We start from the raw sequence: 25,101 nt of genomic DNA on the forward strand, positions 1-25,101 counted from the left end.
CTTTAATTTACTCTCTGCTTTACTCTTTTGCTTTGTGGGCTACTGGGAAGCGGCGGCCGCGGCCGAAAGAGTGTTCAGAGACTTTTAAAATCGGCGGAGCCTGCCAGCGCTTAAATTCTGTTTTCATCAACAGTTGCAAAAGCCACTTGTCGGTTTTTGTTTTTGCTTTTTTGCGATCTTCCACGATGTTGATCACGGCGCTGTCTAACAGATCGTATTCTGGTAAGCTGTCTTGATCTTTTTGATTTGGACGAAGCTCTGCTGATGGTGGGCGTGTGATGATCTGCTCGGGAATCAATTCGTACTCTTGATTGAAGTGTTTGGCTAAGTCATAGACTTGTTTTTTTGTTAAATCGCCAATGACAGCTAGGCCACCGCACATGTCTCCGTAAAGCGTGGCGTAGCCTGTGGCATATTCTGATTTATTTCCTGTAGTTAAAAGTAAACTGCCGGATTTATTCGAGTAAGCCATCATTAATAACCCACGAATGCGTGACTGTAGATTTTCATGCACTAACTGAAATTCTTGAATGTCGTATTCGCGATCAATCTCAGTTTTGATTTTTTCATAGATGGGCTGAATGGAAATCGTTTGAAATTCGACCTTAAGATTTTTTGCCAGTTGGTCGGCTAAAGCAAAACTTTCGGGGCGATTGAATTCGGTCGGCAAAGCAAAAAGCTTCACATTGTTTGAACCCAAGGCATCCACCGCCAGACAAGCCACCACAGCCGAGTCGATTCCGCCCGAAAGCCCTAAGTGAACATGGCGCAAACCTGTTTTTGCAGAAAAGTCTTTAAGGCCCAACACAAGCGCTTTGCGCAGCTGTTCTGTTTTACAGATAGAAGACAGCTTCGGTGCAGGTTTGTGGCCCGTCCAGTCTTCCAGTGTTTTAAGATCGAAGACATTTAGATCCTCTGCAAAATCTTCGCAGCGGAATTTTACTTTACCTGTTTTATCGACAAGAAAGCTTTGTCCGTCATAGATGATTTCATCCTGTGCTCCGACCATGTTGACATAAACCATCGGAGCCTTGAAGTGCTGTGCTGTCTTTTGGACAACGTATTCGCGCTGTTCAAGTTTGCCTTCAAAGAACGGAGACGCACTGAGGTTGATCACTAAATCCACTTTTTGCTTTTTGATTTTTTTAAGTGGGTTTTCTGTATAAACCGAGCGGCCTTTTTTGTCTTCCCACGCCCAAATGTCTTCACAAATAGTCAGGAAAAAAGTTTTGCCTTTCAGTTTGAAATAGTTGTCTTTTAACTGACCTTTTTCAATGAATCTGGCTTCGTCAAAGACGTCTCCGGTTGGCAGGAGTTCTTTACGGAATGTTTTGATGATTTTTCCACGCGTACAAAGAAAAGCCGAATTGAAATAAGGTCGTCCTTTTTTACTGGTGTTTTTTTCAAATCCCCCCACAATCACGTACATGTCTTTGGGAATTTTTTTAAGTAAGGATTTAAGAGCACGCATTTGCGAATCAATTAACTCTTCGCGCTCGAGTAGGTCGAAAGGGTGATAACCAAACAGACTGGCTTCAGGAAAGATCACCAGCTCTGCTTTTTTTTCTTTAGCGCTATCAATTGCAGCGCTTATTTTTTCTATGTTGGATTCAAAGTCGCCAAGTATGGCATTAATTTGGGAAAGGGCAATTCTCATGCTGGTCGTTGCGGTGGTGCGTGCAACCTTCGTTGAAGCTTTCATCTAATTCCTCGTCTGATGCAATTAGAATACGCCCAGTGAAGCCGTCTTGGTAGCCATGTTTGAATAAAATTTTTGTTTCTGGATACTTCCAGCAAAAATAACCCGTACCATTGTCAAAGTCCGCTAACCAAAGGCCTTTTGGTTTGGCGCCAAGGCGCTCGATCTTACTTTGCCAGCGGTCAATCACGTCATTGATTTGATCTTGCAGCTCTGCCGCACGCGTTGATTTCTTGTCTGGTAAGGCTTCAATACAAGCCATTAAGTATTTTGCACGTTTAGCGGACTCGTCTGTTAAACGATAGATCAAAGGTAAAAGATCTTGAGCTTGTGCTAGAGTAAAAGTGCGTACTGTATTGCGGCTGATAATTTCGATCAAAGCTCGATCCTTTATTAAGAGTTGTTTTTTCGAAGCCAGTTATAATTTTATTTTCTGACAAGATTCAACGAGCAAATTTCATTTTGTAGAAAATTTAGATCGCGCAAGGCGTTGCAGATTTAGTCTTTCGAGTTCGTATAATTCAATAACTGACCACCGAAGAAGAGCACGATTGCGATCACCATAGCGGCAATGATCAACCACTTGAAGAAATTACCAAAACTGAATCCAGAATCATCATTTTGCGAAGCAATTTCACGCTTTGGTTCCGGAGGAGTAAACGTCTTCTTGTAAGGAAGCAGACCTTCTCCGCCTTTGACCTTGGCTGTAGTTTTCGCGCTAACTTTCGGAGGCTGTTTTTTCGGAGCTGTTCTTTCAATTTCCTGCTCCATTCGGCCTGTGATGGCACGATACTTACTGCGCTCGTAGACATAGCGGACCGAGCCGCCACGGCCCCCACGACCGCGCCCGCGGCGGCCTCCACTGCCTTCTCCGTCAGAGGACCCTTTTTCATCCACAACAGACACCTTGTCGGACCCCACTTGTCCATCGCCGACGCCATAGCCGCCTTTTAAGCGACGAACTTTTCCGTCAGCATAGGATGAACGACGACCGCGTGATGAGGAACTGGCACTGCCGCCTCCGGAGCCATCAGAGCCAGAGACAGAACCCGAGCCATCACGGCTGCTACTGCCATCGGCATTTCGTGAAGAATTTCCATTGCGATCAGAACCGGAACCAGAGCGTCCATCACGAGAGTCTCCGGTACGACCAGAACCCGATCCCCCACGACCCGGTGAAGACGAATTGTTTCCGCCATTTGAACCATTACCACCATTGCCGTCAGAGCCACCGCCGTTGTTGCCGCCGCCTGTAGGTGGTCTGCCGTTGGCGAACGTAAATCCTTCAAAGCGAGCGTTACAAACTTTTTGTCCCCCATTTTCATCGCCGGCATGTTGCCTTAGAGTTTCGTCGAACACTCCCAAGGTCGGTAACTCTCCGAATTCCATCAGGCATTCGTAGTAGTCTCCGATATAACTTTTCATAAATTCATTTACGTTTGAAAAAGCGCGCTTAGCCCCTAAAATAAGAGCTACGGTGATAACCATCATAAGAATATACTCAACAACAGCTTGACCGCTGTTGTTGCGAATACAGAACTTCGTCTGAAAAATAGATTTCTGGTCTTGTTCCACCTCTGTACTTATCGGAAGATCAAAAGAAACGTATTATGCTTAAACACGGTTTATCTGGATTATTCTTTATTGCAAGTGCCCTTTTTTGTCTCGATTTGGGACACGCTCAGACTGCACAGTCACCCGTTGAGGCTTTGGCCAATGCTCTGAGCACAGTTCAACCGATTCCTCCCCCAGCAGCGACAACACCACCTCCGGCAAATAACTCAGGAAATCCAGCTGGTGGTGCAAGTGGTGGTGCCGGAGCCAATGCTCCTGCAGGACCGACGCCGACAACTCCCTCTAGCAATTTAGGGGGCAAGTACGAAGAGCATCAATCCATCTGTCGTATGAACGAATACGATCTTGTTAAAGATTTTTCTGACGACTTAAAAAAACGTCGTGTCGAACTGATTAAAACAAAATTGAAAAACGAGTCTAATGAGCAGCGAGTGAAAACTCAGATTCGCCTTATCAAAGAATACTTGGATCAAAAAAACAACCTGGCCGCCGGAGCTTTAATTCAAGAGATGAAGCAACAAAAACTCAGCGGTTTTGACAATGAGTATGTAAATTCATTAGCGGCTCTATCTGAAAATCGTATCAGTGTTGCAAGGCAAATTTTAAATAAAATGTCCTTAGAAAAAGAGAACGCCTCTAACGTCGAACTGCTGCGCAGTTTAGCCGAAGTGTACATCGCCGAATCCAATTATTACGAAGCGAGTACTCTTTATGAAGACCTCAATGCTTTGACGAAAAATGCCTATCTACCACAGCTTTGCGAAGTGATGACTTTGAACACAATGAACGCCGAGGCCGAACGTATTTGTCTGCAAGCCTCAAGTCGCTTTCCACAAAATCCATTCCCGCCGATCTTCCAAGGCATTACTCATCGCGAGCGTTTGGATTTAAAACAGGCTGAGTCCCTTTTCAAAAAATCTATTGCGATTAAGCCGACAGAAATGGGCCATAGCTGTCTTGCTGAAATCAATTTTATGAATAAAAAATTCACCGAAGCCGCAAGCGAATATAAAAAAGCTCTTGAGGTGACCCCCACATCAAATCGCGCTTTGTTGGGTTTAGCATGGACCGAGATTCAATCGAAAAATTACACAGAAGCCATTGAGGCTTTTAAAAAAGCGTGCAAGCTCAACAGTAAAAATGAAGTTGAAATTCGCAAGGCCTTTAAATACCTAAATGACGAAAAAATAGCTGAAGCCCCTCGCTTTATCGAGGCGGTCAACAGCTGCTCTGGATCGTAATTAAGTTCTCTTAATTAAACTTCTTAATTGAATTTATTTATTCGACTACTCGACGATTTCACCGATCAAATCGTATTCCATGCTATCTGTAACCAGTACTTTTACGAACTGTCCGATTTTAGCTTGGCCATCATTGATCAAGACCACTCCATCAATTTCAGGAGCTTGCTGAGACGTACGCCCTTGCAACAGTAAATCTGTTTCATCACTAAGGCCTTCCACCACAACTTCAACTGTTTTACCAATAAAGGCACGGTGTTTATCGCGTGAAATGTTTTGCTGCACTTCCATCAAAGCATCGTGACGGAACTGTTTGATTTCGGCTTCCACTTGCTGATCCATTTTTCCACCCGGAGTGTTTTCTTCAGGCGAGTATTGGAAGCACCCAACGCGATCAAATTTTTGTTCAGCAACGAATTGTAATAGCTCTTCAAAGTGTTCTTGCGTTTCACCTGGGTAACCCACGATGAACTGAGTGCGGATCACGGCCTCTGGGATCTCTTTACGAATTAAGTCTAAAGCCGTGGTGATTTCTTCGCGGGTCATTTTGCGATTCATGCGTTTCAACACTTCATTGTTGATGTGTTGCAATGGCATATCGAAGTATTTCACGAACTTATCGTTATTTTTGATCAGATCGATCATCTCTGGCGTGATTCCATCTGGATAAAGATATAACAAACGAATCCACTTAATTCCTTCAACCTCAGCAAGGCGACGCAATAATTCAACAGGGCTTTCTTTTGCCGTTGGATCTTTGCGACGGACATCCCAGCCGTAATCTGTAAAGTCATGGCTGATGATAATCAATTCTTTCACACCGCTCGCCGCTAATAGCTTGGCTTCATTCACGATGTTGTCCATTTTACGCGACTGTAAGTTTCCACGAATTAACGGGATAGCACAGAACGCACAACGCTTCATGCAACCTTCAGAAATTTTTAAATAGGCACGATGACCCGGCTGTGAGTTCACACGTGGAGTGCTGTCTTCTTGTAAATACGTCGGAAGATTAAAGAATGTTTTTTTCTTTTCGCCTTCATCGTGGTTTTTTAAAATTTTAGCGATGTTCTGGAATTCGCCCGAGCCCACAAATAGATCGGCCTCAGGAAGTCCTTCCACTAAATCCGTTTTATAGCGCTGAGTTAAGCACCCCGCCACTACGATTTTTTTGATTTTGCCTTCTTCTTTCAAAGCGGCCATGTCTAGAATTCTTTGAATCGATTCTTTTTTAGAGTCTTCGATAAAACCGCAGGTATTGACCACAACGGTATCGGCCTCTTCGGCGTCAGCTACAACGTTGTAGCCGTCTTTCATCAGCGTTCCCGCCATGATTTCACTGTCTACAAGATTCTTAGGGCAACCTAAGCTAATGAAATGAACTTTTTTTGGAGTGTTAGAAGTGGAAGTTTTCATTGGTTTAGGACCTCATCTGTTTTTGAAGGCTTGTATTGAAATTCAGAGCGATTCATTTTTTTATTGGTTTTCAAGTTGCTAAAGCTCAATGTCGTTTTTGTATCTACGTCGTCGACGAAAGACATCTCGGTTAAAGAAAGATCCGATGTATTTACTTTTAGACTTAGGTTTTTGATCGTCGCTGATTTGGGTTTTAGTGTCGCCACATAGACGCCTTCAGACTCGGATTGGCTCACCACAGAAAATTCTTTAGTGAAATTCTTTGGGTTAGAAAATAGATTTAATAAGCTGGTGACCAGTGGTGGGATATTTTTTTTGATCACCGTCACTTTGCGTTTTCCGTCATCGCCAAAATCTGTATCTGGATGCTCAACCAAAGTTAATACTTTATCGGCATAAAACAATTCTGTTTTTTTAGATCCATTTTGTGAAATGTAAAGGCGACTTTTTTGATACTTCAAAATCCCTGTGGATTCTGTCGTTGTTCCCAAAATGACTTTTTCATCTGTTTTTTTGATTTCGAATTGAATCGACGGCATCTGCGAATACTTTTCGAGAGTCTTTTGCAACGTCTGTGCTTGTGCAGCCTGCACGCCCACTGACGTGCCCGTCACCGCACCCATCGTCGCCATAAAAAATAAAGAAATTCCAATTAAAAAATTCATTCGAGGTATATAGCAAATCATAGCACAAACAACAAGCAGGAAGCTATGTTGAAGCCCTTTCGCTCAGACGAAACTCTACCTGCGCCTTGATCTGTAGAATAGGGTCAAAATTACGTCTTCTGAGTTTGCATTAAGTGCTTTTCGCGACTGTTCGTAGCTTTGTCCTGTTGTTAAAACGTCATCCACAAATATCAGTTTTGTAAAATGTTCAGGGAGCTGCCCTTTCAAACCGATCTGTGACTGGTGTTTTCTGTCTACAGCCGAAAGTTTTTTCTGCTGCTGCAAGGTCCTTTTTTGCAACACATCCCAGACCGGAAGGCCCGAGTGTTTTGACAAAACTGTCGCTAAAATCTGCGCATGCACAGAGGACGGCTTAGAGCCCGCTAGTGGCACGAGCGCTTGAAACTCCCCCCAGTCAAGATAATCACTGACATAGTAATAGAGCAACTTTCCATAGTATTCCCACGCTGGCCATGCACGATTACCCTTTAAGCGATAAATCATTTCACTGAGCAAATCACTTTCTTGCGGGTTCCATGCAAAAAGATAGTAATGTCGAGGTATCACTGACACCAACGGATGCTGCAATTGCTGCTGAAGTCGAGGATAAAGACGCGAACGAAAACACTCATCACACAGAAGGGTGTCTTCCACAAAAAATGATCCGCAGTGAACACAGTTCGGAGAAAACAGGTATTGCAAAAAAGATTGGAATAAAACTTTCGAAGGAAGTGACTGACTCATAAAGTGACTCATCACCAAGGATTAAGCAAAAGCTCTGCCCACATGACGGCTATCCCAAAGGATTTTAACTTAGTTTTTTAGATATTGTGGTACGGAATTCGGTTTAGAATTGTCTGGGCACGATAGAATTGCTCTAACAGCACCACTTCCGCAACCAAGTGATTCATCACCATATCACTTAAACACACAGAGCGTTCGGCGCGTTTTTTGATTTCCTCGCTGACACCAAAAGCACCACCGATAATGAACACGCCACGCTTTTTCCCTGACTCACGAGCGGCATTAACCAACTTAGAAAATTCTATCGAATCCAGTTTTTTGCCTTTTTCATCCAGTAAAATAACAAAATCATCGCTAGAAAGTTTTTCTAACAGCACTTTGGCTTCGTAATTCTTTTTTAAAGTGGCTTCGTCACGATCTGTTTTCAGAGTTTTTAAATGCTGAACATCAAAGGTCGCAAATGGTTTGATCTTTTTAAGATAGACCTGTTCGGCTTCATCAAACCAAGGCTCCTTGGCTGTTTTGAAGTCGTACAGAGTCCATTTCATGCAAGATTCCTTTTGTAGTTCTTAGGCTTTCGGAGCTGCGCTGGCTGCTGCCGCGGCCGTTTTGTCTTGCAGCTTTAACTCGGTCCCGTTTTTCCAAAGATCTTCTAGGCGATATTCTTGACGAACAAAATCGTAGAAAAGGTGAACAATCAAAGCTCCGTAATCCACAACAACCCAACGACCTTCATCGACACCCTCGACACTCAGTGGGTAGACGTTGAATTCATCTTTAACCGCACGCACTAGGTTTTCAGCCATAGAGCTGGCATGACGAGTACTTGTACCAGAGGCAATCAGCGTGTAGTCACTGCTAGACGAAACCGACTGAATATCAAATGCTTTTACTGCAATCGCTTTTTTGTCGAATAAAGTCTGAGCACAGAATTCCGTAAAGTTTTTAAAATTAGAAATCTTCTGGCTGCCACTTTTATACAGACCATTTTGCTTGATGTAGCTTTCAACTGCTAATGGTAAAAACTTTTCAGCAGGGCGACCTACGCGTAATTTTTTACGAAGCTCAGAAGACGAAATGTCTAAATCATCTAAAGTGATAAATTCAACTGAACGGCCTGTTGTTAGCTCTAACGTACCGAAATCACTTTCAGCCACTAGCGGAGTTAAATAATCTGGCCACTCGTCTTCACCTTCAGGAATTTGATACCCAGGGCGAGTCGTTACCACGATATTCACTAGCTCTAGAAGTTCTTTGTAGTCCTTCCAATCAGAAAAAGTTTCGAAGTTATCAGCGCCGATAATCAGGAACAGCTCTTTTGATTTGTACTCTTTCAAAAGCTCTTTCACGGTGTCGATAGTGTAGCTTTTGCCACCACGTTTTAATTCGATATCATTAACACGGAAAGCATCCCCGTAGGTGCTAAAGGCTAAACGGGCCATTTCCAGACGATGATCACCCGATGGGCCATCCATTGGAATCTTAAGTGGATTCTGACTGTTCGGAATGATGTGAACTAAGTCGAAACCCATTTTCTTTTGTACAGTTGTCAGACTGTTGACGTGTCCGTTATGTGGAGGATTAAAACTGCCGCCGAATATTCCAACTTTCATATCTTTACCTTTATTGCCTTTACATTTCTTCTTTCGACTTCAGAACTTTATCTGCCACTGCCACTAATAAATCCTGAGTCTGTTTTCCGGTAACAGCTGAAATCGCGTAGCCATCCACACCGAATTTTTTCTTAAATTGCTGTTTTATTTTTTCTATCTGATCTTTTGGTAACAGATCTGTTTTATTTAAAACTAAGATCTGCTCGCGCGAACTTAATGGAAAGAACCCGTCTTTATCTTGGTTCATTTCATCATACTTTTGTAATTCAAATTGGATATCTTCGTAATCCTGCAATGGATCGCGGCCACTCATGCCCGAAACATCGACTAAGTGTAAAAACAAACTGGTGCGCTCGATATGTTTTAAGAACATAATTCCCAAACCCACACCTTGATGCGCCCCTTTGATCAAGCCCGGAATATCGGCAACAACGAAGTTACTGTAATCCCCAACTTTAACCACACCTAATTGCGGAGTTAATGTCGTAAACGGATAGTCTGCAATTTTCGGTTTCGCTGCCGAGATACGCGAAATCAATGTCGATTTACCCGCATTCGGAAAACCGATAATACCCACGTCAGCGATCAGTTTTAATTCAAGTATGATATCAAGGCTTTCGCCCTCTTCGCCCGGTTGAGCATGTTCAGGCGCTTGGTTCACGCTGGTTTTAAAGAATGTATTTCCTTTACCACCACGGCCGCCTTTTAGAACCGTCACTTCTTCAATACCTGTTAAGTCATAAAGAACTTCACCATCTTGGCTACGAATCACAGAGCCCTCGGGAACGATCATAATCATGTCTTCCCCATTTGGCCCCGAGCAATTCGCTTTGCCCCCTGGCTGTCCATTCTGTGCTGCATATGTCTTTAAATTTCTATAATCGACTAATGAGTTGATGTGACGAGACGTTCTGAAGATAACATCGCCGCCTTTACCACCATCACCACCATCAGGGCCACCACGAGGAGCAAAAGATTCACGGCGAAAGCTCACCGCACCGGGACCACCATGACCAGAGGCAATTGTAATTTTAACTTCATCAACAAATTTCATAGTTTTCCTAGGGTGCCAGGCCGTGTTTACGGACGCATCGTGTCCGGAAATAAGGCCTGGCACCAAAAAAAAGGAGCCCGTTAAGGCCCCTTTTTAGATGATTTTAGCTCAGTTGCAAAGCTGTTTTACGCCGCTTTAGGGTAAACGCTAACTTTGAATCTATCTTTAGAAAATCTTTCAAATTTAACATGACCTTCGATCACTGCATAGATCGTGTGATCACGTCCGATTTTCACATTGTTCCCAGTGTGGAATTTAGTTCCACGTTGACGAACGATAATAGTTCCTGATTTTACTAATTGGCCACCGAATCTTTTTACGCCTAATCTCTTCGACTGTGAATCCCGGCCGTTCTTGGTACTACCACCAGCTTTTTTACTTGCCATTATTTACTCCGTTTCAAAAATTTAAATTCGTTAAAAGTTATTATTTAGTTTTCTTAGCAGTCTTTTTTGTAGCTTTCTTAGCTGCAGTTTTCACTGAACGCTTAGAAGGAGCTTTTTTAGCTGCTGCTTTTTTTGTAGCTTTCTTCTTAGTAGCCGCTTTTTTAGCTGGCTTTTTAGAAGCTGGAGCCGCTTCAACATCTGCAGATCTTACAGAAACGCGAGCTTTGTGATCAGCGACTTTCTGTTGGATTCTTTCTTCACGTAACTTAGCCATGTCTTTTACAACTGGAGTTTCGTCAGATTTAGAAGTTTGTCCGTCTGGAGACGTGATCGCCTTAACGAAGATCTCTGTGAAATCTTGTTTGTGAGTTGCGAATTTTCTGTAACCTTGACGACGTTTCTTTTTGAAAACGATCACTTTTTTAGTGCGTGCTTGTTTTGTTACAACAGCCGTCACTGTAGCGTTCTTAACAAGTGGAGTTCCAACATGAGCTTTTTCACCACCGATCATCAAGATGTCGCTGATTTTGAACTCAGAACCCAATTCTTGTTCTACTTTTTCGATTTGTAATACATCACCAGCTTGAACTTTGTATTGTTTGCCGCCGGTTTTAATGATTGCGTACATAGTCATCCTCTTTCGTTTTAACTTATATGCGAGAAAGACGTTTGTGCCATTTTGCTAGGCCGACTGTCAATACCATTTCTTTTTTTACTCAGATTCAGAGTAAAAAGTCTTGTTTTTGACCCGATTATTTCTTATAAATGGGTCACATTATGACCCATTTAACTGATTTTTTATGGAAAAGGCCCGAATGGCCCTCATTTTACTGGAGCAACTCGGCCCTGACCGAGCTGCTGGTTCAGACCCGCTTTATACAGGGGCAACTGTTGGCTCTTCCCTCCTCGTTTGTTCACTCTTATGAAATGTCCGACACGAAAAAACACCTTTATGAAGACCTGCTGACTGCATCGAGCGCAGATGCCACGGCCTTAACCGACGAGCGGCTGCGCGGCTGGCAAGCCTCGCTTTATCCTACGGGCTATGCTGGAGTTCGCAAAGTGCGTGTGGGCGAGTTTCGCGATCAGAATCTTTTGAACTTAAAAACCGAATTTTTACCGCCCGAGCTTTTAAAAGAGGAAATCCCTAAATATCTGACATGGTGGAAAGAAGCACCTGCGGCCCTTGACCCCGTCTTGCGTTCGGGCCTTGCTTTCTTTTGGTTCTATCTGTTGTCCCCGTTTGAAGCGGGCAATTTAGAAATCGCCGCCGCGCTGGCAGAGCTGAGTTTACAAGAAAATGAAAAGACTTCGCTTCGATATTACGATATCGCCATTCAGTTAGAAGAAAATCGCGACGAGATCGAACGCTTAATGCAAGCTTCCCATCAAGAAAACGGCGACATCACCACATGGATGCAGTTTTATTTACAGCTTTATCTGGAAGCCGTACAGGCTTCCTTTGCAATTGCCGACAAAGATTTTTCCGTGGAACGCTTCTGGGCCCGCCATTCCGAATTGAATTTGAATGCACGCCAACGTCAGATCTTAAACTCGATGCTTCTAGGTGAAAGCGAAATGACAAATCGTCGCTACGTAGAACTGTGTGAAACCAGTCGCGAATCGGCTAAACGGGATTTGGCTGAACTCGTGAAACTCGGACTGTTACAAATAGGCAACAAAAAGGGCCGCTCGGTCAGTTACAGCTTAGCAAATTTGATCAAAGCATAGTTTTTATCTTATTGATATTACTATTATATTCCATATTGGAATATTGAATATTGAATATTTTGAAAATCTGGCATATACTTATCGTATGCGACAGCAGCTCAGTTTAAAACCTCAAGATGTGGCCGTACTAGTAAAGCTTTTAGCCTTGCAAACTGACCAGTGGAAGCAAGTGGACTTAGCCAAAGCTATGGGACTTAGCCAAAGCGAAGTTGCAAAATCTTTAGTACGTCTTTCAAAAGCTCAGTTAGTACAAAATAAACGAGTAAACTGTTCGGCAGCCCTTGAGTTTATTCTTCATGGTGTGAAATATTCTTTTCCGGCAGAAGTCGGCGCTTTAGCCGTAGGAGTCCCTACAGCGCTATCATCCACAATACATAACAATATGGTGATCCATAGTGATGAAGATCGTTATGTTTGGCCCTCACTACATGGAAAAATACGCGGACAGATGATTAAGCCTTTCTATCCTGAACTTCCTTTGGCCGCACTAGATGATTCTGAATTTTACGGTCTTATGTCAGCCATCGAAATTCTGCGGGTCGGAAGAGCACGGGAAAGAAAGTTGGCCGAAAGGTATTTGGAAAGCAAGATCAAAAAATTATGAGTTTAAACTTAGTTACTGCGGAAATGATTAAGGTTATTGCAAAAGCATTGGGTGAACTTAATGAGAACGCAGTCTTTGTGGGTGGGGCCACTGTCCCATTTTATGTTCCTGAAGCTTATCAACATCAAGTTCGTCCCACTGAAGATATTGATGTTGTTATGGAGATTTTGGGCCGTCATGCAAATTCGATTAATGAAGATATTTTACGCCAAAAAGGCTTTCGCAATGACACCAGCCAAGGCGCCCCTGTTTGTCGATGGATTTACAATGGGTTTATCGTTGATATAATGAGTTCAAATATTGCAACCTTTGGCTTTACAAATCGATGGTATAAAGAGGGCATTGAAAAAGCGATTGTCGTCATCGATGATCCCGTACAAGTTAAGATTTTTAGCTTACCTTACTTTATCGCCTCGAAAATCGAAGCCTTTAAAGGCCGTGGAAATTCGGACTATCTTGGCAGTTCGGATATGGAAGATATCATTACAGTTTTAGAGGTTTCACCCAGCCGCATGCTGGAAGACAAACGCACAGATTGCTCTGAGGAATTGATTGAATACCTCAGAAACGAATTTAAGCGACTTTTAAACACTTCTGCATTTTTAGATGCCTTATCTGGAGCTGTTTTAAATAGGCAACAGATTCAAGAAACAATCACAGCTCTTCAGCTAAGAATGAAGAATTTTTAAGGCGCAGAGCTTAAACTCTAGTAATATATTCATAGGTTCTTTTTAGCAGGCTGTTTCAGATACCCAAGTCTTCGCGTTAGGTCTATACAGACCCCATGAAAAAACTATTCTGCTTATCTTTGTTAGTGGTGTTCTGTGCGTTGAACGTATTTGCTGTTAGCTCTTTTGCGGGCAATACAACTGTACAAACAAATTGTGATCTTTATCGCTTGACTGATTATTCTGTTTTTGTGCGCAATAATGCTCAGGTGCAGTCTTCGGACTTTGAAGGCATGACCGCAGTTGTGAATCAACTTCATGCCCGCAACTTTGCGTTCGGCGAAAAATTGCGTGGAAATACCTGTCCATCATTGGTGATTGGAAACTCATTTTATGGAGCGAGTGGCAAAGCTTATCAGTTTATCACATCGCCGACTCGCCAAGTTCGCTTGAATGTCGAGCGCAATCCCTATCCCAGTTTTTCTTTACCAAATCTAAAAGTACAGCCGAACTTGGATTTAAATTATGTTTCAAATGGTCTTTTGAATTTGTCACAGAACTTGGCTCAGGCCGAAACTCGCACGGTGACTCGTCAGGACTCTTTCGGAAATTTATATCTGACAGTCACTGGCAACCAAACTTTAAATAGCATTTTTATTTCAGACGCGGATCTTTCTAATCGCGAGATCATTCTTTCAGGACGCGCCGATCAGATTTTAGTTTTGAACTTCACCAGCCAGTCTGTTGCTATTCAATATGCGAAGATCAATGTGATCGGTTTAAAAATCCGCAATATCATTTGGAACTTTCCCAATACTTTCGAGTTGCGCTTAGGAAATGTGGGCGGAGCTAACTCTAATTACTTAGACAAGCAAGATGGCAGCGCGGGATTACAAGGTTATGTTGTGGCTCCTGTGGCTTTAGTGACCGCTGTCGATATGAAAATCACAGGTGGATTGTATGCGGACTCTATCGAAACGACCTTTGGGCGCGCCACAGTACAGGTGAACTTACCGCCAGATGCGGGGCATGAAAACCCATGTTTACAAATTGGTAATCCTCAATGTGGAGTCGGCGCACAGCCCACACCAGTAAAACCACAACCGACACCTCCACCAGCTGTGATCCCTAAACCTCGATAATAAGAAGGACTATCCTATGGCGACGTTGGCATTAAGAGTTTTTTTTATCTGGTGTCTTGTTCTAACGGCTTTAGTGGTGCGCGCGCAAATACGCACACCGACAGACTTAATGCCGTCAACGCCTCCGAATGCTAACGCCTTTCGTGGGTGGCAGCCTGTTGAAGGCTACGCCGACTCGTCTGTGAATTTAGCCACTCTGGACCGCGTTGAAATCAACTGCCCTGTAGATCCAGATAGTTTATACCCGACACATCCGCAACAGGACAGCAAGATCTATCACCGCTTCGACTGGGGCGGATACGATAATACAAAACTAAAAGGCGACGACGAAGCCTGCGCGATGTCGTCGAAATATAAAGGCAGCAACGGACAGTTCGCCTGTCTACGTCCCGACGTGGCTTATTTCGTGATTATGTCGGATATCTATCGCGATCGCTGCGGCAATATGTATCGTGGCTATTGGAAGTTTTTGTTCTTAAAGAAAAATGAAAACATGGGAACGTTATTTTCACTGGGTCGCACCATGTACCCACGGGCGAACTCGAAAATCCCAGGGGATTACGTGCTGGGCGGCACCTATAGAGTTAGTCGCGCACAAATGGTTTTCTTAAGCCCTCCTCTTGCGGGCGAAGGTTTGTATGGAGATGCTGGCAAAGCGGCGGAGCTGCGGGCTCGCGCGCTGAAGGCGGGTGTGGTGTTTAATGGGGAGAGTTTGTTGTTTGAGGTGAGGTAAATCCTGACAGCTACAGATAAATTAGTCTAAAAAATTCCAAATATCTTAATATCTTTTATACTTGTTGGTTTTTTTAAAGAGATAATCTCTCCAGCATCATTCTCAACAAGAAATAATCTCTCAGTATTTATCAGTCGAATTATTCTTTTTGTACGTTCATCCACTTCAACGTTAACTTCTATGGCCGGATAAAGATGAAATGACCACACATTACCTTCTGTTTTTATTAGTCGAAAGCTTTGTTGTTCAAGATGTTCAACGGTTTTTTCATCTTCTTTTAACATATCAAAAAAGAATCCAACATTCATATCTGTATATTCATATGGGATAAAACTAACCCCGCCATGAATCTGGTACGGTCCCGGCAAAACACAACGCAAATCATTGATAGCATCTATATCTACCAGCCGTTGTCTAAAAGGTGGTTCTGCAGCTTCTATGTTTTTTATGAATATTTGTTTTGGCTTATGTGCCACAGGGCACGCGGTAGATAACTTTTTCTTCTCTTCGCTTCTGCCTTGAATCTTATAAGTGACATGACATATTTTTTCAGCGAATAAAATTGAAAAAAATATGCTTATTTCAGAATTAATACTTTCTGCAACAGCACAGGGCATTGTGCCATATGATCTCGAACTATCTCCAGATCTATATGGGCTTAATGCATACAACAACACTACAACTATAAAAAAAGGCATCATTTTTGAACTTTTACCTCTACGACATTTCCCACTGCTTTTAACATATTATCTAACATTATCTTAAGTTTATTTATTTTTTCCTCGGATCTTTCTACATTGTACCATAGATCAGCTTTTTTTCTGGATCAGTCTCAGAATCATGCGCCTTAATATACGCTGCCTGAAATATTCTATATCCACGGATTGATGTTAGTTTTGTTAAAAAAATTTAACGAATTTTTTTAATTATTTCTATAAAACACATTTGCGATTTATTGAGTCGTCCTGCTCATGCTATCTTTAGATAATGAAGAGTTTTTTCGCAAAACGAGTTTTAAAAAATAAACTTTGGTTTTCGCTGCCCTTTATTGCGTTTGTAGCTTTTCTTTTCTTTTTTATAAAAACTCTACCTCTATCGCCGGCATCTAATATCTCTAGTATTCTTGTCACCGCAGACATTTATATAGAAATGACGCCATCTTTTTTACAAGGCTCAGAGATTTTGTCTCCTCGATATACACACTTAAAGTTTTCAGCCACCAAAAAGTTTCTTCAGAGCCTTAAAGAAGGTCATTGTGACTCTACACCATCCTTATGCGAAAAATTTAATTACATTACCTACAAAGTAATTGCTGTCGATAAAAACCAGAAAGTTGTTGCCGCAAGAAATATTAAGACATCTGCTACGCCCGCACCTTTATCGTCGCAGTCGGCATATAATTTAAATACTAATGATCTCAACGCCTCGTTTACGGTTATTTTCCCCGCCTCTTCAAATATAGATCAAATTCAACTTTTCCACGAAGATATACTTATCTCAACAACACACATTTTTTAAAATTTTTATTTCTTATATTCTGGTACAGAAAAATTCCACTCAACCGTTTTGTCTACTTTAACCATTAATTCTTTTTGCGTTGTTTTAGCAGCGTTAATTTATCTTTGAACTGAAAATTTACCTTCGTATTGGGCTTTTGTGCCTTTAAAAATTTGTGAGGCGTTGATGACAGCAAAGCCAGTTGCAGAGGAAACCCATGTTTCGGTTAAAGTGAGTTCACCGTTCATAACTGTCGCTGTAAAGGTGCAGTTCCCGTTAGTACAGACGCCTTGGCCGCACACCCTCTGCTGATTGTTCAAGTCTAAAAGTTCGAACCGCGTATCATCCAACGGACGAACTTTTAATGAGGCTTTTGCCTCGGCAATAACATGTCCTAACAGATATGCTTTTGTATGAGCTTGGATAATGCCCGCCTCAAGACGACGTACAGATTTAAAATTCAAATTAGGTACAAACGCGGTTTTAGAAATGAGTTTACCCTGTCCTTCGTAAAGACCGTTGGCAACACCCAAGGTAGAGTAGCCCGCTTGAGCCAGAAGTGTTTGAGAAAAAATAAGGCCCATAAGTGTCAGAATAAATGCTTGGCGCATGTGGACTCCTTTTGCAGAAGCCCAACATAAAGTATTTTTATGAGTCTCTCGAGTATTTTTTGTTTTCCATTGTATTGTTGTAAAAACATCATTGTTGTCTAAACATCAGAGGCTTCTTTTTTTTTAGATACATAAACGATCTCGAAAGAGCTTCCCTCAGCCCTTTTGCGGCCACTGTCTTATTTTAAGACACTTTAAATCCTTTTTAATTGATTCTGGTTCGTTCTAACAGTGGAGCGGTCTTTGCTTTGACTGAATCCCATAGTCTTCTGTGCAGCCGTTTGGGTCACAGAGGCAACGAAACAACTCGTTCAGAACTTAAAGATAGAAAGAGGATTTTATGCGTATGAAAAATTCCGTTTTAATGGCTGGCGTCTTTGCTGTGCTGCTGGGAGCTGTTGTTGCCAAGGCTCAAACAACCACGACAGAGTCTACCGAAACAACGGTGCAGGTGGATACATCCCAGTGTGTAGAACGCGAAGTGCTTTTAGTCGTGAAGTCGACTCGTAATGTTCACTACAGTGAAAAAGACGAAGGTCGCTTGATTTCCGATCGTACAATTAAGATTAAAGACTGCGGAGGTTTAGTCCTTGTCGACAAAACCCCTGCTCAAGGCTCGAATGGTTCTGCTGGCCGGATTGTTTGCCCTCCCAGCGTGCAGGACTGTATCAGACCTTAAGCGTTCCCACCGCAGCCTCCCTTTACTCGGGCTCCCAAATGGGGGCCTTTTTTATTTTCAGCTTCTGTACTCTTGCACGTACTCTTACCATTAATCAAAAGCTCCTATTGCCAATTCCATTAGCCATCTCAATTTGGTCCAGTTTGCACAGACGAAAATGTTATGAGATAATCTTTCTTAGTTAGGGAGTTCACCATGAGAACATTATCTAAAAACCATGCGGCCTTTGCTCAAGACCTTGTTGACATAAAATCGTCAGCGGTAGCGACAACAACAACGGCGTGGGCACCTCCTGACTCAACTCCGCAAAAGAAATCTAGAAAAGCAAAACTGGAAGACAAACAAAAAGCTTCTCATTTAGTTGCTTTAAACTGCGAAGGCTTTGTGGCTTACAAAGTGAGCGCGGTTAAGTTCATCCCGTAAATTCATCCTGTGATCGATTTTGAATACTTTTATAAAAACCACTTAAAATCGGTTCTTGAGCCTGATGAGCTTCACCCTCATCATCATAAAATCCAAATCGGCAAGCTAGAACGCTTTCCAGAAAAGCCTTTTGATGAAGCTGTCCGTGCAGCTCAGCTCATTGGTGAAAGACTTCGCGATCCCGTTTTGTGTCTAAGCGGTGGCTTAGACAGTGAAGCCATGGCTTTAGCTTTTTTGGCAGCGAAGGTGCCCTTTCGAGCTGCGATCATGGTTTTTTCAAATGATCTGAATCTTTACGACATTCAACACGCCCTTGATTTTTGTAGCGAACACAATGTCCCTTTGCAGAAAATTGAAATCGATCCCGTAGAGTTTCTAAAACAAGAACAGCATCTTTCTTTGTCTTCAAAGTATCGGACTCTGTCTGCGGAACGCGCGCTGTACATTCACTTTCTAAGTCAGGTGAAGGGTGAACCCGTGCTGGGCGGTGAAATTCTGCGCTTTGAATCCCCACAGGATCACGTCGAACTAGCGTGTCCAAAAGATCGCGATTTTAGTTATTGGCGCTACTTTTTGGCTACACAAAGAAAAGGCATTCCCTACTTTCACTATTATACTCCTGAGCTGACATTTTCTTTTATGGCTCACACATCTGTTTCTAAAAAAGAGTTTTATCAAACGAATTGGACAGCAAAACACTCTGAGTTCTATCAGAATAAATTACAAATTTATCGCGAGGCTGGTTTTTCTATTGTGGACCGTCCCGCTCGACAGCAAAAATGGCATGGCTATGAGCAGTTGAAAATTTCTTTCGACAACCAAGGTGGCTCGACCGAATCTTACAACCAACAGTATCGCCATATCTATGGCCCACTGCCAGTTTATGATCTGAACCAGTTTTTTTTGATTGATGAAAATGACTCTATCGCCCGTCAGATTTTTAAGAGTTCAATGGCCGAATAAGGACTTGATCCATCCGGAGCCAATAGCGGCTCAATGTCATCGTACAAGCGAAACTTCAATCCCGCAGCAAGGCTCGCTTCTTTGAGTTCGCGTTCACTGTGCAGGAAAATCCTTACAGAGCTAAATCCGAACTTCTCATGTCCGTAGGGAATTTCTAAAGTTTTTGGCGCTGATAATTGCCCTCGTGAATACCAAATTTCGGGGTTTTTAAGACTAGGCACCACCACCAGAGCTTGGCCCTTATCTGACAAATGCTTCTTTAATTGTGTAAATGCGACCTGTATGTTTTCCAGTTCTGACCACACCATCACCGAAAAAATGCGGTCGTACTTGTGTTGCAGATCCATCGACAGCAAGTCGGCCTGTTGAAAGTGGATGTTGGGGCGCTTTAGATTTTGCTGAGCATGCTCAATAAACACCGCGGAATCATCAATTCCGGTGTAGATGGATTTTTGCAATTGTGGCAACTGGCTTAGGAAACCATCCCCGCAACCAACCTCAAGAACAGTTTGAAAGGGTCCGCTTTGTTGCAACCACTTTCCGATCAGATTTTGGTTAAAGCGGATATGATAACTGTCTGGTTTTTCCTGCATGTGCTGAAGCCAGCTTCTCCCCACTTCGGGTCTGCGATAGGGATTTGTCATTGCAAAAACCTTTTCATCAGAACTCGTGATTGCTCGTTTTTCATTTTATAAATCCAACCATCCAAAACGAAATGAGTATTCGAAACGGAGAGTGAAAAAGCCAGAATAGCCGCACTTAAAAGGCGATACTCTTCAAAAAAACGGGTGATTTCAAAAATCCCTAAAAGACCAAACAGAAAAAGAAAACTTAAAAAACCAACAGCAAAGATATGATTCGTTCTTTTCTGTAAACTGCGGTCTTCTATCTTTCGGGTCAGCTCGTAATATTCAGCTCCGTGAATGGCATTCACCCCATAGGCAGAAATCGGAGTGAAAGCTGTCATCAACCACATAAAAAATCGCGATAACACCCAAAATTGCCGCCCCTCACTGGTGCGAATCAATGCTGTACGAATCAAGATATACCCTAAAAGTAGAGCCGCCACCCAATACAAAGATATCCCGATGTAGTACAAGACTTTCTCATTTTGAAGTTCGTAAGCCAAAACTCCCATACGCAGCATTCGACAGCCAAAAATAACCAGAACGAAAACCTTTAAAACATTCAACGTGTGTTGATACACGGAACGCGGCTGGCGCAGAACTGTGGCGTGATACAAACCCCGAGTTTGAGTCAGGTAATGCCAAACACCCCAAATGGCCTGCGCCAATAAGACCGTCTTCACCCAAAAAGGCGAGCCATAATAACAAACGGCAAAAATACTTCCGCAAAAAGCCAAGAAGATTAAAAGCAATTTGAAACGTACAGTTTGGATCGGTCCCACATTCGTTTCGACCAGTTCACGAAAGTCCCCACTGCGCTCCATCAGCCAAATTGGAAAAATCACATGGACCGCAGAGGCAAAGCCATAAAGGGCTGCAAAATCTAAAAAGAGCCGCTGCGCCGGAGTCATAGCAAACGGAAAGAAGATATCGCATAACCCTAAGACTGCAAAAAAGAAAAGAGCCATCGTCGGCAAAGATATTTTTCGATGAGCCGTCGATAAAGATGCCGGCAAAGACGTCGATAGCATAGGAGACGAGGACTGGACCTCATCTAGGGCTATCTCAGCAGAGCTATTCATGGATTGTGCTGCGTCCTTTTTAGAGTACAAAGGTGCTCCCGAATAATTTTATCTTTTCAGTGTAGGGGCTTTTCTGAATTGTATCAGCCCTTTTCAAGACTGGATACAATTTCGACACAATCTGAGAATTTCACTCAGAATTCAGGGGAATTTAGATGTTTTGCTTGTTATTTGAAATGGCTTACCTGTATCATTTTATTATATGGGACAGAATACAAATCGTCGTAGCTTATTTTTTGCGGCTGGCGGAGCCTTTTTGGTTTCTTTGCTAACGCGTACAAAACTCACTTCTAGCAATACTTCAGACATTGATACAGTGTTGTTAAAGTCTGATCTGTCCACGCAAGCAGATCGCCTTTTGGATTCGGTTATTAGAAGAAATCCAAAACATGCTAACCTGACAGAAGAACAGTGGAATGCTTTAACCACTGAAGGTGCTGAGCAAATTCAGCAGGTCTTCCGCGATCTGGCAGCCAACCACTTTTCTCCTGCAGACATTGAAGAGATGGCCCGCCATCTGTCTCAGCCAGCAGAAAGAAAATGGAAGAAATTTAATCAACTCGCTTTAGAAGAAGCGAAAACATTCGTTTCAAATAAAATTGAGGATGTGCTCAACAACAAGAAATCTGTTTAAGAGATTTGTTCGTGCCTCTTTGGTTTTATAAGCGATTTTATAAAGTTTTATCTAAAATATGCTGAATCAAAACCTATCTTCGCAATTCCAAAAGGACTTTTTCTTTAAAAAAGATGGTCCTTTGTTTTCTGAATCCAACTTCAAAAAAATTCAGTCTTACTTTTTAAATCTAGCTGAAAGCGTTCCAGAACCTCAACGCTATTTAAATTTTGCCAATGATATTCGTTTTCGCCCTGCCATCGCAGATTGGGTAGATCGCCGTGAACTCATGGATGTGGTGCAACCCATTCTAGGTGAAGATTTAGTTTTTTGGTCTATTGGCGTCTGTTACAAACCCCCGATGTCCGACTATCAAGTGGGTTGGCATATTGATTCCCACTTTTGGATGCGCAACGAAGTTCTTTTCCCTCCTGATGCTTTGATTTTATTTTTTTCACTGACCGAGATGACTGAAGAAAATGGTGGATTAGAAATCATTCCGCACTTAAATGATCCGAAATACTACGAACATGTTAAACGCGATAAAGATCACTTTTTCTTCGAACATGAAATTTCTGAAAAAGAGTTCGGCGGCCGCAAACCTCATTTGATTCAGATGAAAGAAAATGAACTCTGCGGTTTTGCTAGCCATGTTCCCCATCGCTCGGGACCAAATCGCAGCACCAAACCCCGCATTGGCATCACCTTGCGCTATCTTCAATCCAGCGTGAAAATAACAGATACTCCTTTGGACGGACGCGAGAGCTACTTGATTTCAGGAGTCGACCGCGCTGGAAATAGCTATTCACAAATTCAAGCACGTGGCTCTATCGGCGGCCTGACATGAGTGAACAAAACCATCAGCCACGAACACCCCCACTAGCTCCTCACTTTCTAAAAATCTTTCTGCCAATTAATTTGCTAGCACCATTTGCTCTTTATCTTTTTATTGCGAATTTCAGTTGGATGAACCTTTTGATCTTGATCATCGGGTGGCTCTGCATCGGTGGATATGGTATTGCCGTTGGTTACCATCGGCTTTTATCACACAAAGCTTTTTTAACTCCGAAGTGGGTTGAAAGAGTGCTGACTTTCTTTGGTCTTTTTGCAGGACAGGGCTCTAGTTTATTTTGGGTTGCTGTCCATCGCGGATTACATCACCCCTATGCCGATACCGAAAAAGATCTGCACAGTCCTATTCATGGAAACTTCATGGCCTATGTCGGTTGGCAGATGTACTTAAATCCATCTAAGGTCACATTCAAACAGTGCCGTGATCTTTTACAAGATCCCTATCAGGTCTTCTTACACAAGCACTACAACAAGATTTTCTGGACTGTGATTGTTCTGGCAACTCTTATCGACTGGCGCTTAGGCCTCTTCGGCTTTGTACTGCCTTCTTTTATTTCGATGCACACGGAAAACTGTGTGGATCTTTTCTGTCATAAAAGAAATCTGGGCTATCGCAATTATGATATCAACGACAACTCCACTAATATTTGGTGGCTCGGCTACTTCGGCTTTGGACAAGGCTGGCACAACAACCATCACAATAGGCCTTACACGCACTACTACTCAGAAAAATGGTGGGAGCTAGATTTAACTCGTCTGATGATTTGGCCAATCAAACTGCGCAAAAAATCGGGCGCTCCAGCAAAGCCCGCACCCGCCGTGCAGACACAGACAACTTAGGTTTTATTTCATCTATTTTATTTCTAGATGGCGTTTTAAACTATTAAATGATTTTTCGTTGTTCACCACATTGAAGACGGCAAAAACGCAGGGATTAAAAGCAAAAGTTGCATGTGGCATCTTCGTGTTCACGTAATACCAACGGCGATCTTGTAAAGGCAGCGTGCGCCCATTTTGAATCCAAACGAAATTAGTCGGATGACAGCCTTGTATACAGTAAATAAGGCGAAAAGAGTCCATACCCAAATCGCGATGGAAGGGAAAGTGGCCACCAGAGCCTAACTTGATAAAGTGCGAGCGACCTAAATCGAAATCTGGCAAAAGGAATTCAAAGGCCTTACCAGCTTCAGTCAAGGTGCGAAAGTCTGTCTCTTTATAAGATGTCTTGTACTCTTTATTATACTCGTAAATGCTATCTAAATCAGGAACACCTGTGTTTTTACCATCTAAAGAGGTAATACTTGAGCCCCAGCGAGCGATCTCTTTTCTAGGGTTGTAGCGGTGCCATGTGAGCTGCTCGGTATTAATGTCAATCGTTGGCAACTGCAATGAAAAGAAGTCTTCGAATGATTCTGTGAACATTTTGCTCCCTTAACAACAAAGCTTGAAACTTTAATATACACTTGTTTTAGCTTAAAAAGAATCCGATAATTTTTTTATGTGGTCCGAAATTGATAAGAACTATCGCCTTCTGAATATCGTGGAAAACGATTTATTAAATCCAGAAGCCTACCAGAAGTTTACAGTGGACTTCCAAAATGTCTTAACCTCGCAAGATAGACTTTCGAACAACTACTCACCGCAAAGCTTAGACATCGATCATCATCTGATGTTTCACGCCCTGTATGATCAAAATGATACTTTTATTTCCTGTGCGGGCATCTATCGCCGAACAGCCTGGCCGCAAAATAGCTATCGCCTGTTAAACCGTACCTATTACAATCCGCAAATTCGCACCCCACAGCGGTTTCAGTTTTTAGGCTCTGACTACATATTGCCCCATCAACTGAAAGTGTGTAACAAACCTCTAGATTTTATTTTTGTTTCACGACAAGGTCCCTTTGCTGCCAACTCTTTAAAGCAGATCAACAAGCGCGCCGCCTTTAAAAATGAATTTCAAGTTTCTGATGTTTTTGTGCAGGTTGTGCCTTCGGTTGTTGATCCGCTGTCATTTCAAAAGATTCTTTATCTTAAACAGAATCCCGATGCTCAAATCCAATTTCAGTGTGTTAGAACCCTGCGCGATTTGCAGAGTTCTTCTATAGAAACAATTACGTTTTAAATATGACTCGATTAAATATTATTCGATCGTAACAGCTGTGCCGTAGGCCAACACTTCTGCTGCTGTCGGAGCCACATCACTGGTGCTAAAACGAATGTTCACAACGGCGTTCGCACCAAGTTTGCGGGCGCTTTCGATCAAACGGGATAAAGCTTCTTCACGGCTTTCTACCATCAGCTCGGTGTAGCCTTTAAGCTCACCACCAACGATGTTTTTAAGTCCTGCAAAAAAATCGCGACCAATGTGTTTCGTGCGAACTGTGTTACCCATAACTAAACCATGATGTGCTGTGATTTTTTTTCCTGGGATGTGATCTAAATTCGTTGTTTGCATTTGGCCTCCTTGTGATTTTATTTTATCGA

Annotated in this window: 30 protein-coding genes; 13 read left to right on the forward strand and 17 right to left on the reverse strand. The window is 42.6% G+C overall.

Annotated features, from left to right (window positions below; genetic code table 11):
- Positions 1-19 precede the first annotated feature (19 nt).
- The 3 genes from A11Q_RS12700 to A11Q_RS13665 form a co-directional block, all read right to left on the reverse strand.
- Positions 20-1,702 (reverse strand): NAD+ synthase, encoded by a 1,683-nt coding sequence (locus tag A11Q_RS12700; RefSeq protein ID WP_235044621.1) that lies wholly within the window; start codon positions 1,700-1,702, stop codon positions 20-22.
- Positions 1,632-2,078 carry a DUF2203 domain-containing protein gene (locus A11Q_RS12705; protein WP_015471229.1) on the reverse strand — a complete coding sequence of 149 codons (447 nt, stop codon included), beginning with the start codon at positions 2,076-2,078 and terminating at the stop codon, positions 1,632-1,634. The genes A11Q_RS12700 and A11Q_RS12705 overlap by 71 nt, the downstream gene beginning before the upstream one ends.
- A gap of 119 nt (positions 2,079-2,197) precedes the next feature.
- A complete protein-coding gene (locus A11Q_RS13665; RefSeq protein ID WP_051056773.1) occupies positions 2,198-3,274 on the reverse strand; it encodes a hypothetical protein in 1,077 nt (358 codons plus the stop codon).
- Between the two features lie 35 nt (positions 3,275-3,309).
- On the opposite strand from A11Q_RS13665, the gene A11Q_RS12715 reads away from it, so the two are divergent.
- On the forward strand, positions 3,310-4,515 hold the full coding sequence (locus A11Q_RS12715; RefSeq protein WP_015471231.1) for a tetratricopeptide repeat protein: 1,206 nt from the start codon (positions 3,310-3,312) through the stop codon (positions 4,513-4,515).
- 45 nt (positions 4,516-4,560) lie between these two features.
- Here A11Q_RS12715 and rimO read toward each other — a convergent pair whose 3' ends face one another.
- From rimO to rplU, 8 genes are all read right to left on the reverse strand, one after another.
- Positions 4,561-5,931: a 30S ribosomal protein S12 methylthiotransferase RimO gene (gene rimO, locus A11Q_RS12720; protein WP_015471232.1), complete on the reverse strand. Its 1,371-nt coding sequence runs from the start codon at positions 5,929-5,931 to the stop codon at positions 4,561-4,563.
- On the reverse strand, positions 5,928-6,596 hold the full coding sequence (locus tag A11Q_RS12725) for a LolA family protein (protein ID WP_015471233.1): 669 nt from the start codon (positions 6,594-6,596) through the stop codon (positions 5,928-5,930). Before A11Q_RS12725 ends, rimO begins: the two co-directional genes overlap by 4 nt.
- A 75-nt stretch (positions 6,597-6,671) precedes the next feature.
- The gene (locus A11Q_RS13670) at positions 6,672-7,340 is read right to left on the reverse strand and encodes a ComF family protein (RefSeq protein WP_015471234.1); all 669 of its coding nucleotides are present in this window, start codon (positions 7,338-7,340) and stop codon (positions 6,672-6,674) included.
- A gap of 77 nt (positions 7,341-7,417) precedes the next feature.
- Positions 7,418-7,888 carry a 23S rRNA (pseudouridine(1915)-N(3))-methyltransferase RlmH gene (locus A11Q_RS12735; RefSeq protein ID WP_015471235.1) on the reverse strand — a complete coding sequence of 157 codons (471 nt, stop codon included), beginning with the start codon at positions 7,886-7,888 and terminating at the stop codon, positions 7,418-7,420.
- A gap of 21 nt (positions 7,889-7,909) precedes the next feature.
- Positions 7,910-8,953 (reverse strand): nicotinate (nicotinamide) nucleotide adenylyltransferase, encoded by a 1,044-nt coding sequence (nadD, locus tag A11Q_RS12740; RefSeq protein WP_015471236.1) that lies wholly within the window; start codon positions 8,951-8,953, stop codon positions 7,910-7,912.
- Between the two features lie 19 nt (positions 8,954-8,972).
- Entirely contained in the window at positions 8,973-10,007 is a 1,035-nt protein-coding gene (gene obgE / locus A11Q_RS12745; RefSeq protein ID WP_015471237.1) for a GTPase ObgE, read from the reverse strand.
- Between the two features lie 125 nt (positions 10,008-10,132).
- Positions 10,133-10,393 (reverse strand): 50S ribosomal protein L27, encoded by a 261-nt coding sequence (rpmA, locus tag A11Q_RS12750; RefSeq protein WP_015471238.1) that lies wholly within the window; start codon positions 10,391-10,393, stop codon positions 10,133-10,135.
- Positions 10,394-10,433: 40 nt separating this feature from the next.
- Entirely contained in the window at positions 10,434-11,021 is a 588-nt protein-coding gene (gene rplU / locus A11Q_RS12755) for a 50S ribosomal protein L21 (protein ID WP_015471239.1), read from the reverse strand.
- 149 nt (positions 11,022-11,170) lie between these two features.
- Between rplU and A11Q_RS12760 the strand changes: the two genes are divergently transcribed.
- From A11Q_RS12760 to A11Q_RS12780, 5 genes are all read left to right on the forward strand, one after another.
- Complete coding sequence (locus A11Q_RS12760; RefSeq protein WP_041575313.1) at positions 11,171-12,124, forward strand: DUF4172 domain-containing protein; 954 nt, start codon at positions 11,171-11,173, stop codon at positions 12,122-12,124.
- A gap of 85 nt (positions 12,125-12,209) precedes the next feature.
- Complete coding sequence (locus A11Q_RS12765) at positions 12,210-12,728, forward strand: hypothetical protein (RefSeq protein WP_015471241.1); 519 nt, start codon at positions 12,210-12,212, stop codon at positions 12,726-12,728.
- Entirely contained in the window at positions 12,725-13,417 is a 693-nt protein-coding gene (locus A11Q_RS12770) for a hypothetical protein (protein ID WP_015471242.1), read from the forward strand. The genes A11Q_RS12765 and A11Q_RS12770 overlap by 4 nt, the downstream gene beginning before the upstream one ends.
- A gap of 95 nt (positions 13,418-13,512) precedes the next feature.
- Positions 13,513-14,538 carry a collagen-binding domain-containing protein gene (locus A11Q_RS12775; protein WP_015471243.1) on the forward strand — a complete coding sequence of 342 codons (1,026 nt, stop codon included), beginning with the start codon at positions 13,513-13,515 and terminating at the stop codon, positions 14,536-14,538.
- A 16-nt stretch (positions 14,539-14,554) separates the two neighbouring features.
- On the forward strand, positions 14,555-15,271 hold the full coding sequence (locus A11Q_RS12780; RefSeq protein WP_015471244.1) for a hypothetical protein: 717 nt from the start codon (positions 14,555-14,557) through the stop codon (positions 15,269-15,271).
- 26 nt (positions 15,272-15,297) lie between these two features.
- Here A11Q_RS12780 and A11Q_RS12785 read toward each other — a convergent pair whose 3' ends face one another.
- Entirely contained in the window at positions 15,298-15,972 is a 675-nt protein-coding gene (locus A11Q_RS12785; protein ID WP_015471245.1) for a hypothetical protein, read from the reverse strand.
- Positions 15,973-16,887: 915 nt separating this feature from the next.
- Entirely contained in the window at positions 16,888-17,379 is a 492-nt protein-coding gene (locus A11Q_RS12795; RefSeq protein WP_015471247.1) for a hypothetical protein, read from the reverse strand.
- Positions 17,380-17,719: 340 nt separating this feature from the next.
- Between A11Q_RS12795 and A11Q_RS12800 the strand changes: the two genes are divergently transcribed.
- The 3 genes from A11Q_RS12800 to A11Q_RS12810 all read left to right on the forward strand — a co-directional run bounded on the left by A11Q_RS12800 (position 17,720) and on the right by A11Q_RS12810 (position 19,444).
- Positions 17,720-18,058, forward strand: a complete 339-nt coding sequence (locus A11Q_RS12800) for a hypothetical protein (protein ID WP_015471248.1) — start codon at positions 17,720-17,722, stop codon at positions 18,056-18,058.
- Between the two features lie 195 nt (positions 18,059-18,253).
- Complete coding sequence (locus tag A11Q_RS12805; protein ID WP_015471249.1) at positions 18,254-18,481, forward strand: hypothetical protein; 228 nt, start codon at positions 18,254-18,256, stop codon at positions 18,479-18,481.
- 9 nt (positions 18,482-18,490) lie between these two features.
- Entirely contained in the window at positions 18,491-19,444 is a 954-nt protein-coding gene (locus tag A11Q_RS12810) for a tRNA lysidine(34) synthetase (protein ID WP_015471250.1), read from the forward strand.
- Here A11Q_RS12810 and A11Q_RS12815 read toward each other — a convergent pair.
- Together A11Q_RS12815 and A11Q_RS12820 are read right to left on the reverse strand one after the other, a co-directional pair.
- Positions 19,414-20,088 (reverse strand): class I SAM-dependent methyltransferase, encoded by a 675-nt coding sequence (locus A11Q_RS12815; protein ID WP_015471251.1) that lies wholly within the window; start codon positions 20,086-20,088, stop codon positions 19,414-19,416. The genes A11Q_RS12810 and A11Q_RS12815 overlap by 31 nt on opposite strands.
- Positions 20,085-21,182, reverse strand: coding sequence for a hypothetical protein (locus A11Q_RS12820; RefSeq protein ID WP_015471252.1), 1,098 nt, complete (start codon positions 21,180-21,182; stop codon positions 20,085-20,087). Before A11Q_RS12820 ends, A11Q_RS12815 begins: the two co-directional genes overlap by 4 nt.
- A gap of 172 nt (positions 21,183-21,354) precedes the next feature.
- On the opposite strand from A11Q_RS12820, the gene A11Q_RS12825 reads away from it, so the two are divergent.
- From A11Q_RS12825 to A11Q_RS12835, 3 genes are read left to right on the forward strand one after another with little or no spacing between them, the layout of a single operon-like run.
- Positions 21,355-21,786 (forward strand): hypothetical protein, encoded by a 432-nt coding sequence (locus A11Q_RS12825; RefSeq protein ID WP_015471253.1) that lies wholly within the window; start codon positions 21,355-21,357, stop codon positions 21,784-21,786.
- Positions 21,787-21,844: 58 nt separating this feature from the next.
- Positions 21,845-22,612, forward strand: coding sequence for a phytanoyl-CoA dioxygenase family protein (locus A11Q_RS12830; RefSeq protein ID WP_015471254.1), 768 nt, complete (start codon positions 21,845-21,847; stop codon positions 22,610-22,612).
- The gene (locus A11Q_RS12835) at positions 22,609-23,457 is read left to right on the forward strand and encodes an acyl-CoA desaturase (protein WP_015471255.1); all 849 of its coding nucleotides are present in this window, start codon (positions 22,609-22,611) and stop codon (positions 23,455-23,457) included. Before A11Q_RS12830 ends, A11Q_RS12835 begins: the two co-directional genes overlap by 4 nt.
- A 12-nt stretch (positions 23,458-23,469) precedes the next feature.
- Here the strand turns inward: A11Q_RS12835 and A11Q_RS12840 are convergent, their stop codons facing one another.
- On the reverse strand, positions 23,470-24,039 hold the full coding sequence (locus A11Q_RS12840; RefSeq protein ID WP_015471256.1) for a hypothetical protein: 570 nt from the start codon (positions 24,037-24,039) through the stop codon (positions 23,470-23,472).
- 76 nt (positions 24,040-24,115) lie between these two features.
- Here A11Q_RS12840 and A11Q_RS12845 point away from each other — a divergent pair, with 76 nt between their 5' ends.
- On the forward strand, positions 24,116-24,739 hold the full coding sequence (locus A11Q_RS12845; protein WP_015471257.1) for a hypothetical protein: 624 nt from the start codon (positions 24,116-24,118) through the stop codon (positions 24,737-24,739).
- 18 nt (positions 24,740-24,757) lie between these two features.
- On the opposite strand, the gene A11Q_RS12850 is transcribed toward A11Q_RS12845, so the two are convergent.
- Positions 24,758-25,072, reverse strand: coding sequence for a YbjQ family protein (locus A11Q_RS12850; protein ID WP_015471258.1), 315 nt, complete (start codon positions 25,070-25,072; stop codon positions 24,758-24,760).
- Positions 25,073-25,101: the final 29 nt, after the last annotated feature.

Origin of the sequence: Pseudobdellovibrio exovorus JSS (assembly GCF_000348725.1) — a bacterium.
GTDB lineage: Bacteria > Bdellovibrionota > Bdellovibrionia > Bdellovibrionales > Bdellovibrionaceae > Pseudobdellovibrio > Pseudobdellovibrio exovorus.